The following is a 15,152-nucleotide window of genomic DNA, read 5'->3' as shown; positions in this document are numbered from 1 at the left end:
AATGACTGCCGAGCAAACGCGGCAATGGCGGTGCAGTTCCACCGCCATGCTTAACTCTCAAACTGCCGCCATATTTCCCAGCCCGTCAGAAACGCCGCGCCGCGCTGCCGCAGGTGCTTCACAATCTCGGCAAACTGGCGCGGGCCGGTGGTGTCGTTGGCAGGGTCGAAATGGTCGTTGTGCCACAGCACCGTGGCTACCCCCCCGAAGCGCTCGATTTCCTGCAGCATGGGCCGGAGGGCAGGCAAAATTTCATCGGCCTGAAGCTGAAGGTAGTGGGGGTGGTGCAGCGTGGCATCCATCACATTCAGCGGAATTTCCAAGAAGCTATGTGCCTCGGCCGTAGAAAAATTGAAGGGGTAGAACGGGTGACAATAAGAGTGTCGAAAACCAAAATGCTCGGCAAAGCCCAGCGTAGAATCGTATTTGGGGCCAATTTCCAGCGCGTCTGCGCCCGCTTCCAGTAGTTGCGGGGTCAGCCGGGGCTCCCAGCGGAGGTAGTGAAACCGGTTGCCGAAGGGAAAAAGCGCGCGGGCTTGCAGGAAATCTTGTGCTTCCCCACCAAGCTGCGTCGCACTCACAGCCGTGCCAATGCTGCCATGCAACGCTATTTCGTGCCGACCAGCAGCGGCGAGCCGGTGAAAGCGGTTCCAAAGGGCGTCGTCGAGCCGGTAATCGGCATTGGGTGTGCCGTCTGCACCCGGCTGGCGGGCGGGCAGCACGAAAAAAGTCGACTTCGCTCCGTCCGCCGCCACGGCAGCGGCCACGGCTTCCAGGTTGTCCCAGGCATCGGGCTGCGTGACATGCTGCCACATCTTTCGTGCGAAACCCCAAAGATTCCCCCGCTTGAGGTCCGCTTTCGCCGGGGCTTTCCAGGCACTGTGCAGGTTGTCGATGTCGTGGGTGATAAAGGCCCCAAATGGCGCATCATCAGCCCAGCGGCGCGGCGGCAGCTTCTGCCCCGAAACGTGCTCCACGGCGGTTTTCAGCACGTCAAAGTAGTAGTTCACCACCGGCACGGTCACGAAGTCATACTGCTTTTGCACGCTGGCGGCATAGGGAAAGCGCCCGTGCCGGTCGCGCTCCGACGAGAAGTATTCCTGCCAGCCGCTGAGTAGGTAGAAAGCCGCCGAAATAAGGTCGGTATGCACTGTGACAGCACCGGGGTGTAGCGTGAACAACGGCGCACCAGGAGCAGCATCGAAGAAAAAAGGGATGGACTGACCGGCCCAATCGCGCCAATGCGGAGCGGGCGGGTAGGGGTTCGTTCCGGAAAAAAAGGCTCCTGCCCCGGCAAGTACGGTCACGCCCGCTGGCGCGGGCTCGTAGCCAATGGGCACTTGCTGAGCGGCTGGGTACGCCTGCCAGAAATGCTGCAGCACGTAAGCCAGCCGCACCGCGGGCGTAACCGTCGGCGTGGCCGGAAGCGGTGGTGCGGAAAGTGCCGGGGCTGCCATAGGGCGCGAAGATAGCCGCCAGGTGTGCGGCTAGCGGACTACTTCCAGCCAGCCCTTGTACACGAAGCCCGTGGCGGGCCGACGCAGCAGCACATAGTACACGCCGGGCGCGGCGTCGGCGCCCCACTCGTTGTGGTAGTTGGCCGTCTGGAACACGGCCCGGCCCCAACGGTTGTATACGTCCAGCACCCAGCCCTCGCCCTTCAGGCCCTGCACCGTGAACCGGTCGTTGTGCTTATCGCCATTGGCGGTTATAATGTTGGGCACTTTCAGGCAGGAGGCCACAGCCACGGTGCGGCTGGCGCTTTGTTCGCCGCAGGCCGTGCTCACCCGCAAGGTGTAGCGCCCGGCTGCCTGCGCCAGCAGTTGCCGGTTGGTCGAGCCGTCCGACCACTGGTAGCGGTAGGAAGCACCGGCCGGCCCCTGCAACAGCACTTGTTCGCCCTCGCACAGGGTCGTATCGACGCCGAGGGTGAATGTTGGAACCAGTTCTGTATTCAGGCGCACGGTGCGTCGGGCCGATACTGTGCAGCCCCCAGGGTAGGTTGCCGTCACCGTGTAAGTGCCGGACTGGGTTAATTGCACCGTGGCCGTGGTGGCCCCGGTGCTCCAGCGGTAGGAAGTGGCGCGGGCGGCTAGCGCCGTTAAGGAGGTAGCCCGGCCCGGACAGAGGGTGGAATCTCCGGTGATGATTAAGCCCGGGGTGATGCTCCGCACGATGTGCTGCAACACCCGCGAGCAGCCCGAGGCAAAAGTGACAACGGCCGTGTAGGCGCCGGGCCCCGCGCTGAGGGTAGGAGTGGTTGCGCCGGTGTTCCACCGAATGCCCGTGATGCCTGCGCCCGCTACGGCCAGCGTTGCGCGGCCGCCCGCGCAGGCCACGGAATCACCGCTGATGGTTGCCAGGGTTTCAGGCCCACGCGTCAGAATATGCTCGCTGCGGTAGACCGTGGTGGGTATCAGCAGCCGGTCGCGGCTGGAGGGCAGCTGGGCAGGCAAGGACCACTGCCTGTCGTTGCTCAGCCGGGTGTAAGCATTGCGGCAGCCCGCCCCGCCGGCAGGCCTGATGCTGAGGGTGTAGCTATTGGCGCTTGGGTCTCCAACCGTGAAAACGCCGAAATAAGCTCCGCCCGAGGGGCCCGAAGGCAGGATGGAAGGCGGCTCGTCGACCAGGTAGATATGGATTCCTCGGGTGGAAGGTGAAATGTTATCAATAATGATGCTGTCGCCCTCCGCTGTTTCCATGCGCCAGGGCTGGTTAAGCGGAAGCGGTGCTAATAAGTCTCCATACACCGCCAGCGTCCGGTCCCCAATCGGGGCGCCCGAGGTGCGCCACGGGTTATTGCCAAAGTTGTGGAGGGTGCCATCGGCCGGTCTCGACCCGTTGTCGACCAGGGTGGTGCCGGCGCTCATGTCAAAGCGGTAGTTGAACCACATAGTCTGCGGTGCCGTGGTGTACTTGGAACACATGGACAGGCGTATACTGTAATCGTTAGATGGAGCCGAAGCAATTTTTAGTTCATCAATCTCTCCCTCGAAATAGTGTCCATTTGCTACGTAGTCACACCCGATGAGCAGCGGCGCGGTGCTCGCTAACTCCAACGTGCCCGCGTTCGAGTAGTTGCCCGTGTTTTCCAGAATGCCATCGACCACAATTTGCCACCGCCAAGGGTTGCCGCTGCAAATGCCCGCCAAGTGGTGCCAGCGTCCGTCGTCGATGCGCGAGGTGGACAGGCCCGAACTCATGAGCCGTCCCGAGCCGTTGCGGCCGCTAAAGCCCGCTTTGCCGCCCGAGGTGTACAGGAAAAACCCTTTGTCCTCGGCCGGGCCGTCCGAAAACTTACTGACCACGCATTGATAACCTGAATTCTGAGTCTTTACCCAGACGGTGAGGACCAGTTGGTCCCGAATTGCCCGATTGGTGGGGCCGCAATCCACGTAGCTGTCGATGCCGTTAAAAAACAGCGAGTTGCCGGAGCCTGGCAACGACCGTGCCTGAGCCCACGCCTGCGGGCAGCCAAAGCGCAGCACACAAAGCAATAGCAGTGCAATGGCGCACAGCCCTCGGACCCAACCGGTGGCCGATATGTAGAAGAATGGTAGAAGCACGGTGCAGGGGCAGCGGTGGAAATGCTAAAGCTACCGCATCCATTTCGTAATAATATCGGCCGCTAGTTCCTGACTGCGGTCTTCGTGCTCCGTTCCTACCGTGGCGTTGTAATAGGAAGCGCGCCGGAACAGGTCGGTCGGCTTCCTTGCCTGGTATTGAAGCAATAGGGCTTTCAACGCGGGCAGGTCCTGCGCCGCGTCAATCAGGCCGTGGGCCACATAGCCGTAGTAATCGTTGATGGCAGCATTACCGCTAAACTGGAAGTAGATACTGGCCAGATTCAGCAGGATGGCTTCCAGGTGGGTTGAGGTATCGGCGGCAATCAGCGCGTCGTGTTTTTGCAGGAAAGCAAACACGTTTTCCTGCTTGGAGTCAGACCATTGCAGCAGGGGCAGCGCCCGCCGCAGCGGCTGAAAATCGCGCGGGTCGCTGGGGTGCGGGCGCAGGGTGAAGGTCAGGCCCGGCAGCTCCGCCATCAGGTAGGAGAGGGTTTCGGTGAGAGCCGATACGGGGTCGTGCACGTTGCAGGCCAAGCCTACCCGCTTCACGGCCGGTTGCGTGTTTTTCTGGCCCAAAAAAGCGTCCGCCTTGGGCATGCCCACCAGCTCCACCCGGCCGCGCACCGGGCCGCACTGGCGGTACTTGTCCAGGGCGTCCTGGCCTTCGAGCAGGCTGAGGTCGAAGCCCAGGGGCGGGAAGCTCGTGCTCACGCTGGCGTGCTGAATGTAGGCCGTGGGCACGCCCTCGGCCTGGCAGGCCAGCAGCAGCGAGCGGGAGTCGTCGTTGTGGTCGTTGGAAAACACCACGGCGCGCGGGCGGTAATGGCGCAAAGCCCGCCGGTACACCTCGTAATAGCCAATGGCGTAGAAAATAAAATCGAAGTACCGCCACGCCCGCCGTCCTTCCGAACGCAGCAGCCCGATGAAAGCCCAGGGAAACTGCCAGTAGTACAGCAGCTTGCGGCGCAGCGATAGCCGGTTTACGGCCCCGTTGTAGCGCCCAATGTTTTTGGCTTGCCCGGCTAGCAGCACAGCATCGGTCCGCGCGGCTTTAATGAAAGAAAGCGCATCATAGTTGTTGGCGCTCACCACGTAGAGCCACACCTGGCCGTGCAGGTTGTCGGGGTTGCGGATGGGCCGAAACACGTTGCCCACCAGCCGCAAGCTCGCGTAGGCCAGCACTCGCGCCAGCCGTTTCAGTGGGTTGGCGGGCGAAATGCTGGCCATGGCCGCCGCGGGCAGGTCGGCATACACGTCGGAGAAGCGCAGCTGCAGGATGTCGCGCAGGCGCTTGACTAGGGTAGGAGGGTGGGCGGGTATGGGGGTAGGAGTTGTTTCTGTTGGCGTAGTCGACATGCGTGCAAAACCTCAAATCCTGGTTAAAGTAAGCCCTCTTACCCTCTTACCCTCTTACCCTCTTACCCTCTTACCCTCTTACCCTCTTACCCTCTTACCCTCATACCCTCATACCCTCTTACCCTAAATGGCTTCCCACGTAAGCGGCGTGCCGGGTTTGAGGTCCTTCACCGCCCGGCGGCCCAGCACGGTGTCCCAGTGCCGGGGCCAGAGGCCGTCGCCGGGGCGAATGATTTTCAGGTTATCGGTGGTGAATTCTTCGCCGGCCGCAATGGGCTTCGACACGTAGATGCTGCGCTTGTAGAGGCGGCTTTTCTCCTCGTTGGGCTGAACGCAGAGCTGCACGCCGCCCAGCGCCTGGTGGGCGCGCTCGGTTTCTTCCACCAGCAGCTTCAGCTCGTGCGGCTCCAGCGAGAAGGCGGAATCGACGCCGCCCTCGGCACGGCTGGTGGTGAAGTGCTTCTCAATGACGCAGGCGCCCAGGGCCACGGCCGCCACGCTCGCGCCCACGCCCATGGTGTGGTCGCTCAGGCCGATGGGGCAGCCGAAGGTTTCGGCCAGCACCGGGATGGTGCGCAGGTTGGTGTTGGCGGGCGAGGCGGGGTAGGTGCTGGTACACTTGAGCAGCACCAGTTCGCGGCAGCCGGCTCCGCGCAGCACCCGCACGGCGTCGTCAATCTCGGCCAGGGTGGCGGCGCCGGTGCTCACTATCACGGGCTTGCCGGTAGCGGCTACTTTGCGCAGCAGCGGCCAGTGGGCGTTTTCGAAAGAGGCAATTTTGTAGGCCGGCACGTCGAGCGTCTCCAGAAAGTCCACCGCCGTCTCGTCGAACGGCGAGCTGAAGGCTAGCAGGCCGTGCTGCCGGGCGCGGGCAAACAGTTCGGCGTGCCATTCCCAGGGCGTGTGCGCCTCCTGGTAGAGCTTGTAGAGGTTCTGGCCCTCCCACAGCGACTGGCCCTGCTCGGCAATGGCAAAGCCGGTGTCCATCGAAATGGTGTCGGCCGTGTAAGTCTGCAGCTTGAGGGCATCGACGCCGGCCGCGGCGGCGGCATCGACCAAAGCCAGGGCCCGCTCGAGGCTCTGGTTGTGGTTGCCCGACATTTCGGCGATGATGAACGGCTTGTGGGCCGGGCCGACCAAGCGGCCGCCAATGGTAATCTCAGTCATGAGCAAAAAAGCAAGAACGCAAAGGTAACGGGCGCCGCGCCGCCCATTCGGCGCTTACTGGCCTGCGGCAGGGGGCAGCAGCACGCGGGCTTCGCCGGTGAGCACCAGGGTGCCGTGCTGGTTGTGGCAGTCGGTGCGCAGCACGGCTTGCCGGCGGGCGGCTTCCACTGCCGTCACGGTCACGGTGGCCGTGATGACGTCTTCGCGAAACACCGGCTTCAGGAAGGTGAAGCTTTGGCTGATGTAAATGGTGCCCGGCCCGGGCAGCTGCGTGCCAATCACGGCGCTCACCAGCGCCCCGTAGAGCATGCCGTGGCTGATGCGCCGCCCAAACCGTGCTTCCCGGGCGTACTCCTCGTCGAGGTGCAGCGGGTTAGTGTCGAGCGAGAGCGCGGCGAACTGCTGCACGTCGGCTTCGGTGATGGTTTTGCTGAGGGAGGCGGTATCGCCGGGAGCCAGGGGCATGGCGCGAGGTTGGGGAGAAACGGAAGCGGGCCGGGACCGCGCTCAGGCCCGCAAAAACCGGGCCCTGAGGCCCTCGCGCAACTGCTGCCACTCGCGCTGCAGCATGGCCAGGCCTACTACATCGTGAAAGGCGCCGTCTTTGTAGATGTGCTGGCGAAAATACGACTCGCGCCGAAAGCCAAACTTCTCGTGCATGGCAATCACCTTGTCGTTGCTCACAAATACCTCACAAAGCAGCTTGTTCAGCTTGCGCTCCTCAAACACGTAATCGAGCACGGCCATTTCTACTTTAGCGCCCAGGCCGCTGCCGCGCAGGTCGGTTTCGCCCAGGTAAAAGGCCCAGTAGCAGGATTTAAACGCGGGGTTGATGTCGTAGAGGTTGGCCACGCCCACGGCCCGGCCCTGGTTCTGAATAATCCAGTACTCCTTGCTGGCGTCGGCGCTGATGCGGGCAAACCACGCCTGCTGCTGCTCGGCCGAAACGGGCGTGGCGGTGTACATGTACTGAGCCACAGCGTCGGAATTGCGCCAGGCGCGCACCATTTCCAGGTCGTCGGCGGTGAGGGGGCGCAGGATGTCGTTATTCATGGGCAATAAAACAAGAACAGATTTACACGGGAAAAGCAGCGGGCCGCAGCGCCGGCACCACTTCAGGGCGCGGTGGCTGCGTAGTCCGCGGCCAGCAGCCCGTGCATGAGCGAGTCGGCAAAGGTACCGGGTGCCAACTGCACGTGCTGGCGCAGCCGGCCCTCGGGCTTCAAGCCGCTTTCTTCCATGATGGCGACGTGCGCCGGCCGCAGGTCGTAGGTTTCGGTCACCAGCCGGTTCAGGCGCAGGTCTTCGAAAGCCACCCGGTAGAGCAATTGCAGGAACGTGAGAAAGTCCTGCCGGTAGGTGGCCGGGTTTCTCACGCGCGCCGGGGCGGCCAGAAAGGAAATCTCAGCCCGCTCGTCGGGCCAGGAAATATGCACCAGGCCGCCGTAGGCCACCAACTCATTGTGATGCAGCAACGAAAATAGTAGCTGGCCAGGCCGTTCCTGCTCGAATAGCGGCAGCACCACGCGCTGGAAATACGCGTCCTGCTGCTCGACAGTGAGCGGCACGGCCTGACGCAGCACCTGCAGCTGGGCGTTGCGCCACTGCCGGATGGGCTCCCGGTCTTCGTAACGGATGGGCCGCAGGCAGTAGCCGTCGTGCTCGTACGGGTTGGAGCGCAAGGCCAGGTAGGAGAGCTCGGGCATGGAAAACGGGCAGGAATGGAAAGTTGATAGAAAAACCGGCGCTTTAGGGTTGAACCTGGCTGTTTTGGCTGTTAATCTGCGCCAGCCAGGGGTGCTTTGCCAGCAAAGCGGGCAGCCCGGCCGGGTCGGTGAGCGAAAAACCGGCAGGCAACTCTGAATACAGCAGCTGCAGTAGTGCGTAGTCGCTTGGGTAATCCACCGTCAGGCGCAGCCCGGCCACGGCAGCCGGCACGGCGCAAGGCAACTCTTCAAGCCGGAAAAGGTTGGGGTGGCGGCGCAGGTAGGGCGTCACGTGCTCGCGCTCCTCAGGGCGCGTGGCGGCGTCGGCAGCTCGGCGCAGGGCTGCTGCCGCGATGACCTCTACATTGGTGCCCAGCGGCAGGCCCGTGGTCAGGGTATAATCGGCCTGCGTGGCCTGGTGATGGGCCACGCAGGCCCGCACAAAAGCAGGGTCTACGGCCGGGTTGTCGGCTGTGAGGCGAACCACTGCCTCGGCTTGATGGGCCGCTGCGGCCCCCACGAAGCGGCCCAGCACGTCCTGCTCGTCGCCCCTAAATACCGGCACCTGCAGGGCCTGCGCGGCAGCGACTACGGCATCATCGGCCGCTTGGGTGGAGGTGGCCACCACCACCTGCGGGCCCGGCACCACCAGCGCGGCGCGCGCCACTACATGGCCCAGAATGCTGGTTTCGGCCGATAAAGGCAGGGGCAGCAGTACCTTGCCCGGCAGGCGGGAAGAGTTCATGCGCGCCTGAATGATGACGACAACGCGAACGGGCCAGGAGGGGAGCATCATGCGGGGTATTAGCGAATGGTCCAGCCGCCGTCCACCACGAGGTTGTGGCCGGTAACAAAGTCAGAAGCCGCCGCGCAGAGGTACACAAAAGCCCCGGCCAGGTCATCAGGCCGGCCAATGCGCCCCAAGGGGTTGCGCTTTTGCAGCTCCGCCACAAAACCACTTTCTGCCTGCACGCTTTCGCTGGGAAAAGGGCCCGGCGACACGCAGTTTACCTGAATGTTTTCGGCGCCAAGGTAAGAAGCAAAGTACTTGGTGAGCTGAATTACAGCGGCTTTGGCCGCGCCGTAGTGCGGCGGGTTCAGAAACTGCGGGTACTCGTCGTAGGCCGCGAAGTCGGGGGCGACGAGGCCGTACATCGAAGCTACGTTGATGATTTTGCCGCCGCCGTTTTCGCGCAGGTAGGGCAGCACTTCGCGCAGGCAGCGGTAGGCGCTGCCCGCCGAGCCGTCGAGGCCGCGGGCAAATTGCTCGTCGGTCAGGGCATCGGGCTGCTGGCCGGCGCTGTACACGGCGTTGTTGATGAGGACGTGGGGCAGGCCGTGCCGTTCCCGGCAGGCCGCCAGCGCCGCCTGCACCGAAGGCGTGGTGGCAATGTCGCAGCTCACAAAATGCAGCGCTCCGTCCGGGATTTCCTCCGCGAAGGTGGCCTTGAACTGGTTTTCGTCGCGCCCAAGCACCACCACGGTGGCGCCATGGGCCAGCAGGCCGCGCACCATGCCGCGGCCCAGGTGCCCGTAGCCGCCTGTGATGAGAATCAGCCGGTCCGTCAGGTCGAACAAGTTGGCGTAAGGGGCTAAGGACGAGGAGGCCATGTATAGGGCAAAATAAAATCGGTAGTTGTTTCGGCCAGGGTTTCCAGCTCAGCCCGCAGCAGCTCGGCCGGCACCCGGTAGGCGCCGGCGGCCAGGTTTTCGCGCAGGTTGGCCGCCGTGTCGACGCCAATGACCGCGCGGCCCACGCCCGGTGCGTAAGCGGCAAAGAGCAGGAGCAAACTAGCCAGCGGAATGCCCGCGCGCTGGGCTAAGGCCCGCAACTGCACGAGTTTAGGCGCCAGCGGCGCAAAGAAAGCGGGCAGCGTGGCCGGGTCGCGCAGCAGCAGTCCTTGTAGAAAAGCCGACCGCACGTGCACCTCGATACCGGCACGCTGCAAGGCCGGCAACAGAGGCCCAAACCGCTGGTCAAACACATTAAAGGGCAGCTGCACCAAGCTTACACCCAGCGGGTTGGCCAGCAGCCACTCGGCTTCTTCGGGATGGTAGAGCGACACGCCAATGCGTTGCACAAGGCCCGCCGCCTGCGCATCGCACAATACCTCCCAGGCCGCCGGCTTGTCGCGAAAGCCAGCAAACTGGTGGAACAGCACCCCGTAAACCGACGTCAGCCGCAGGCGTTTAAGCGAGTTCTGAAACGCATGCCACACGTGCCCGGCTGGCCCCGCGGCCAGCTTGGTCACCAATGCAAACGGATAGGGCTCGGCTCCGGCTTGACCGAGCCAATCACCCAGGCGGGTTTCGCTGTCGCCGTAGGCGGCGGCCGTATCCAAAAGGTTAATGCCCGCGGCTTGGGCGATGCTCAGGATTTCGGCCACCGTGGCGTCGTCGGGGCGGCCAGCAGTGTTATTGATGCCGTAATCAAGGCCAAACTGCACGGTGCCCAGCGCCAAGCGGCCGGTAAAGTCCTGCGCGTCAGCCGCGGCCATATCAGCGGGCATGGGGTGCTTCGACGAACTCCCGAATGCACGCCACCACGTAGTCTTGCTCCGCGTCGGTCAGCGTCGGAAACATGGGGATGCTTAGGCAGTGCGCGTAATAATTCTCCACGAGCGGGAAGTCGCCCGCGCGCCAGCCCAGGCCTTCGTAGTACGGCATGCGGTGCACCGGGATGTAATGCACCTGCGCAAATATCTGCTTGGTTTTTAAAAAGTCATACAGCTCCCGCCGCTGCGCTACTTGAATGACATAAAGGTGGTAGGCGTGGCCGGGCCGGCCGGGGGCCAGCACCGTCACACCCGGCAACGCGGCAAAGGCGGCATCGTAGCGGGCGGCCAGCTGGCGGCGGCGGGCCAGGCCTTCGTCGGCGCGGGCCAGCTGGCTCAGGCCCAGAGCGCAGTTGAAATCGGGCAGGCGGTAGTTGTAGCCCAGCTCCTGCATTTCCATGTACCAGCCGCCGTCGGGCTCACGTACGAGGTCGGCCGGGTCGCGGGTAATGCCGTGGGTGCGCAGGCGCAGCAGGTGGTGAAACAGCGCCTCCGAGTTGGTGGTAATCATGCCGCCTTCGCCGGTGGCAATGTGCTTCACGGGGTGGAAGCTGAAGATGGCTAGGTCGGCAAAGTGGCCGTTGCCGCAGCGCTGCTCCCGGCCCGCCGAGTCGACGAAAAAGCCGCCGGGCGCGTGGCAGGCGTCCTCAATTATCCAGAGGCCGAACTCGTCGGCCAGCTTCCGGGCTTCTTCCAAGTTTACGGCCAGTCCGGCAAAATCCACCGGAATCAGGCCGGTGAAATAGCCTTTTGGGTGCGCTTCGAGCATCTGGCGCACCAATCCTAAATCCACCAATCCGGTTTGTGGGTCGATGTCGGCAAAGTGCACCTCGCCGCCGCAGTAGCGCACGCAGTTGGCCGAGGCCGAAAAGGTGAGGGGCGTAGTAATGATGCGCTGGCCGGGCTGCACGTTCAGGGCCAGGGCGCAGAGGTGCAATGCAGCGGTGCCGTTGCTTACGGCCACGGCGTACCTGGCCCCAACGTACTCGGCAAACTGCCGCTCAAACTCGGCCACGGTGGGGCCCTGGGTGAGGTAGTCGGCGTGCAGGGCGGCCGTCACAGCGGCCACGTCGGCGTCGGTGATGTGCTGGCGGCCGTAGGGAAGGGGGCGGTCAGGCACTGTTGAGCTGTTGGCCATTAACTGCTAGCTGTTGTTCAGGTAAAGAGAACGAATTCTGGCTGGTAGCTATCTGCCAGAAGCCTAAAAACTACACCGCAAAGTCCGCGTCCACGTGCAGGCGGATTTCCTCGCGAATCTGCTCCGCATCCAGCCATTCCTCGTTGTTGGCCGAGTCGTAGTAGAAGCCCAGCGGCACGCGCTGCCCGTTGAATTCCTTGATGAATTTTTCTACATCCCAGGTCGGCATCGCGGGCAGGATAACGTAGTAGCGGTCCAGCTCCACAGTGCTCAGGGCGTCGGTTTCGGTTATCATGGCCTCGTGCAGCTTCTCGCCGGGGCGGATGCCCACGATGCGCTGCTCGCACTCGGGGCCGATGGCGCGGGCTACTTCCGTGATTTTGTAGGAGGGAATTTTCGGCACGAAAATCTCGCCGCCCCAGGCGTGCTCCAGCGCATAGAGCACCAGGTCCACGCCTTCTTCGAGCGAGATGTTGAAGCGCGTCATATCGGGGTGCGTGATGGGCAGCACGCCCTTGTGGCGCTCCTGCAGGAAGAACGGCACCACCGAGCCGCGCGAGCCAATGACGTTGCCGTAGCGCACCACCGAGAAACGCAGGTCGCGGGCACCCTTCATGTTGTTGGCCGCCACGAAGAGCTTATCCGAGCACAGCTTGGTGGCGCCGTAGAGGTTGATGGGCGCGGCGGCCTTGTCGGTGCTCAGGGCCACCACGTCCTTCACGCCGCAATCGAGGGCGGCGTTGATGACGTTTTCGGCCCCGAAGATGTTGGTTTTGATGCACTCCATCGGGTTGTACTCGGCAGCGGGCACCTGCTTGAGGGCGGCGGCGTGAATCACAATGTCGATGCCCTCGCAGGCGCGGTGCAGGCGCTGCGGGTCGCGCACGTCGCCGATGAAGTAGCGGATGGCCGGGTACTTGGCCGGGCTAAATTCCTGGCTCATTTCGTACTGCTTCAGCTCGTCGCGCGAGAACACCACGAGGCGTTTCACCTGCGGAAATTGTTCGAAAACGGTGCGCACGAATTGCTTGCCGAACGAGCCGGTGCCGCCCGTGACGAGGATGGATTTGTGGTTGAGGTCGAGAGCCATGAATTAGGGGAAGCCGAAACAAGACTGCAAAAGTAGTCGGCAGGAATGTAGCGTGGACTCTGCGAGTCCGCGCCTTGCACGAACGAACACCACGCGGGCGCGGACTCGCAGAGTCCACGCTACATTCCCGACCTTTGGCCCGCCACGCCCCGGCCGCCGCGCGCATGCTATTCAATTCCCTTCATTTCCTCGTCTTTTTCCCGCTGGTTGTCGGGCTCTACTTCAGCCTGCCGCCGCGCTGGCGCAACCCGCTGCTGCTCATTGCCAGCTACTATTTCTACATGAGCTGGCGGGCCATCTACGCCCTGCTGCTGCTGGCCACCACCGTGCTCGACTACTACAGCGGCTACCGCATGAGCCAGCTAACCAGCAAGCAGGCGCGCCGGCCCTGGCTCTACCTCAGCCTGGCCAGCAACCTGGGCACGCTGTTCGTGTTCAAGTACTTCAACTTCTTCCGCGACGCGGTGCTGCAGTTGGCCGAGGCTTTCCACTTACCGCACGGCAGCGGGCCGGCGCTGGGGCTGCTGCTGCCGGTGGGGGTGTCGTTCTACACGTTTCAGTCGGTGGGCTACATCATCGATGTGTACCAGGGCCGGCTGGAAGCGGAGCGCAATTTTGGACGCTTTGCCCTTTTCGTGGCGTTTTTTCCGCAGCTGGTGGCCGGGCCCATCGAGCGCGGCGGTCACATGCTGCCGCAGTTTCGGCGCGAGCATTCATTTGACTATGCCCGCATCGTGAACGGACTGCGCCTCATGGCTTGGGGCTTATTTAAGAAAGTTGTGGTGGCCGACCGCCTCGCCCTGCTCGTCAATCCCGTGTTCAACAACCCGCAGCAGCATCCGGAAGGGCCGCTGCTGGTGCTGGCCACGCTGGCCTTCACCTTCCAGATTTACGGCGACTTCTCCGGCTACACCGACATGGCCCGCGGCGCCGCGCGGGTGCTGGGCTTCGATTTTAACCTCAATTTCCGGCAGCCTTACCTTTCGGCTTCGGTGCCGGAGTTCTGGCGGCGCTGGCACATTTCGTTGTCCGGCTGGTTCCGCGACTACGTGTACATTCCGCTGGGCGGCAGCCGCGTGGCCCCGGCCCGCGCCTATGGCAACCTGCTGGCCGTGTTTCTCATCAGCGGCCTGTGGCACGGCGCCAACTGGACGTTTCTGGCCTGGGGTGGCCTGCACGGCCTGTACCTGGTGCTCAGCACTTGGGCCCGGCCAGTGCGCGAGCGGCTGGCGCGCTTCACTGGGCTGGCCGCGTACCCACGTTTGCGGCGCATAATAGGCGTACTGGTTACATTCGTTCTGGTGGCTTATGCCTGGATTTTCTTCCGCGCTAACAGCTTCGGCGATGCCGTTTTCATCAGCCAACACCTGCTCAGTGGCTGGGGAAACTTGGGTGGCCGGGGCACAGCCACGCTGCTGCTTGAGTTCTCGCAGCACTACCGGCCCGAGCTGGCCGTGGCCGCGTTCAGCGTATTCGCCATGCTGGTGGTTGAATATTTCGGACGGGCACGCAGTCTGCAAGCTTGGCTTTCCGCCCAATCGGCCCCGGTGCGTTGGGCCGGCTATTCGGGACTGGCTTTGCTCATTCTGTACCTGGGCGTGTTCAACAGCACCTCGTTTATCTACTTCCAGTTTTGAAGCAGCCCGAAAAATCTGCGGTTCTGAAGCTGCTCGGGCGGCTGGTGCTGCTAGGCGGCGCCCTACTGCTAGGGGCGCTGGCGCTGGGCCCGGTGCTGCAGCGCGGGCAGGTCGATGCCTTTTATGGTCGCTTCACCAGCCCACCAGCGGGCTCGCTGATTCTGGGCACCTCGCGGGCGGCGCAGGGCATCCGGCCGGCGGTGCTGGCGGCGCGGCTGGGCGGGCGGTTCGAGGGGCCGTTGCTGAATTATGCCTTCACGCTCACGCACTCGCCCTACGGGCCGGCCTATTTGCGCAGCATTGAGCGCAAGCTGCGGCCGGAGGTAAAGAATGGCCTGTTCCTCGTGGCCGTCGACCCGTGGTCGTTGTCGCTCATGGGGCCGGAAGGCGTTTTTCCCGAAAGCCAATCGTTCATCGGCCAGCTCCGCCAGGTCAGCCAGAACCCGAACCTGCCCTACCTCACGCGCTACCAAACCAAGCCGCTCTACCGCCTGCTGCTCGACTACGCCACCGCCACCGAGCGCCTGCACCCCGACGGCTGGCTCGAAGTGAACATCGGCACCGACAGCGCCCAGGTGCGCGCCCGCACCGCCCGCAAGCTGGCAGACTACCAGAAGCTGGCCACAACGCAGCACCTCTCGGCCGGCCGCTTGCAGGCGCTGGCCCAAACCGTGCGGCTCTTAAAACAGCACGGCCACGTGGTGCTGGTGCGCCTGCCTGTGGGCCCGGCACTGTTGGCCTTAGAGCACACCCATCAGCCCGGTTTCGACCAGCGGATTCGAGAAATGGCTGCCGAGCAGGCCGTGCCCTACCTCGACTACAGCGCCGCGCCCTACGCCACCACCGACGGCAACCACCTGCAGCGCGACGCCAGCGCGGCCTTCAGCGAGCAATTGGCTAACGATTTGGGTAAAATATTGCCCGCGCTATAACCCCG

The 15,152-nt window shown here is 63.4% G+C and carries 14 protein-coding genes; 2 read left to right on the top strand and 12 right to left on the bottom strand.

What is annotated here, in order from left to right; genetic code table 11:
• Positions 1-50: 50 nt before the first annotated feature.
• From MTP16_RS20200 to pseB, 12 genes are all read right to left on the bottom strand, one after another.
• Complete coding sequence (locus tag MTP16_RS20200) at positions 51-1,457, bottom strand: DUF7033 domain-containing protein (RefSeq protein WP_243513165.1); 1,407 nt, start codon at positions 1,455-1,457, stop codon at positions 51-53.
• Between the two features lie 30 nt (positions 1,458-1,487).
• A complete protein-coding gene (locus tag MTP16_RS20195) occupies positions 1,488-3,566 on the bottom strand; it encodes a LamG-like jellyroll fold domain-containing protein (RefSeq protein ID WP_243513164.1) in 2,079 nt (692 codons plus the stop codon).
• Positions 3,567-3,596: 30 nt separating this feature from the next.
• Positions 3,597-4,922, bottom strand: a complete 1,326-nt coding sequence (locus MTP16_RS20190; protein WP_243513163.1) for a glycosyltransferase family protein — start codon at positions 4,920-4,922, stop codon at positions 3,597-3,599.
• Positions 4,923-5,045: 123 nt separating this feature from the next.
• A complete protein-coding gene (gene pseI / locus MTP16_RS20185) occupies positions 5,046-6,089 on the bottom strand; it encodes a pseudaminic acid synthase (RefSeq protein WP_243513162.1) in 1,044 nt (347 codons plus the stop codon).
• Between the two features lie 54 nt (positions 6,090-6,143).
• Entirely contained in the window at positions 6,144-6,554 is a 411-nt protein-coding gene (locus MTP16_RS20180) for a MaoC family dehydratase (RefSeq protein WP_243513161.1), read from the bottom strand.
• Positions 6,555-6,596: 42 nt separating this feature from the next.
• Positions 6,597-7,142 carry a UDP-4-amino-4,6-dideoxy-N-acetyl-beta-L-altrosamine N-acetyltransferase gene (pseH, locus tag MTP16_RS20175; protein WP_243513160.1) on the bottom strand — a complete coding sequence of 182 codons (546 nt, stop codon included), beginning with the start codon at positions 7,140-7,142 and terminating at the stop codon, positions 6,597-6,599.
• A gap of 62 nt (positions 7,143-7,204) precedes the next feature.
• A complete protein-coding gene (locus tag MTP16_RS20170; RefSeq protein ID WP_243513159.1) occupies positions 7,205-7,795 on the bottom strand; it encodes a GNAT family N-acetyltransferase in 591 nt (196 codons plus the stop codon).
• A gap of 43 nt (positions 7,796-7,838) precedes the next feature.
• On the bottom strand, positions 7,839-8,591 hold the full coding sequence (locus MTP16_RS20165) for a cytidylyltransferase domain-containing protein (RefSeq protein WP_243513158.1): 753 nt from the start codon (positions 8,589-8,591) through the stop codon (positions 7,839-7,841).
• A gap of 8 nt (positions 8,592-8,599) precedes the next feature.
• A complete protein-coding gene (locus MTP16_RS20160) occupies positions 8,600-9,406 on the bottom strand; it encodes an SDR family NAD(P)-dependent oxidoreductase (RefSeq protein ID WP_243513157.1) in 807 nt (268 codons plus the stop codon).
• A complete protein-coding gene (locus MTP16_RS20155; RefSeq protein ID WP_243513155.1) occupies positions 9,388-10,293 on the bottom strand; it encodes an aldo/keto reductase in 906 nt (301 codons plus the stop codon). Before MTP16_RS20155 ends, MTP16_RS20160 begins: the two co-directional genes overlap by 19 nt.
• Position 10,294: 1 nt before the next feature.
• Complete coding sequence (gene pseC / locus MTP16_RS20150) at positions 10,295-11,470, bottom strand: UDP-4-amino-4,6-dideoxy-N-acetyl-beta-L-altrosamine transaminase (protein WP_243513153.1); 1,176 nt, start codon at positions 11,468-11,470, stop codon at positions 10,295-10,297.
• A gap of 88 nt (positions 11,471-11,558) precedes the next feature.
• On the bottom strand, positions 11,559-12,578 hold the full coding sequence (gene pseB, locus MTP16_RS20145) for a UDP-N-acetylglucosamine 4,6-dehydratase (inverting) (protein WP_243513151.1): 1,020 nt from the start codon (positions 12,576-12,578) through the stop codon (positions 11,559-11,561).
• A gap of 164 nt (positions 12,579-12,742) precedes the next feature.
• Between pseB and MTP16_RS20140 the strand changes: the two genes are divergently transcribed.
• Together MTP16_RS20140 and MTP16_RS20135 are read left to right on the top strand one after the other, a co-directional pair.
• On the top strand, positions 12,743-14,215 hold the full coding sequence (locus MTP16_RS20140) for an MBOAT family O-acyltransferase (protein WP_243513150.1): 1,473 nt from the start codon (positions 12,743-12,745) through the stop codon (positions 14,213-14,215).
• Positions 14,212-15,147 (top strand): hypothetical protein, encoded by a 936-nt coding sequence (locus MTP16_RS20135; RefSeq protein WP_243513148.1) that lies wholly within the window; start codon positions 14,212-14,214, stop codon positions 15,145-15,147. The genes MTP16_RS20140 and MTP16_RS20135 overlap by 4 nt, the downstream gene beginning before the upstream one ends.
• Positions 15,148-15,152 lie beyond the last annotated feature (5 nt).

This window comes from Hymenobacter monticola (assembly GCF_022811645.1).
GTDB lineage: Bacteria > Bacteroidota > Bacteroidia > Cytophagales > Hymenobacteraceae > Hymenobacter > Hymenobacter monticola.
Note: the sequence above shows the minus strand (reverse complement) of the source record. Positions and strands in the feature narration are given on the sequence as shown.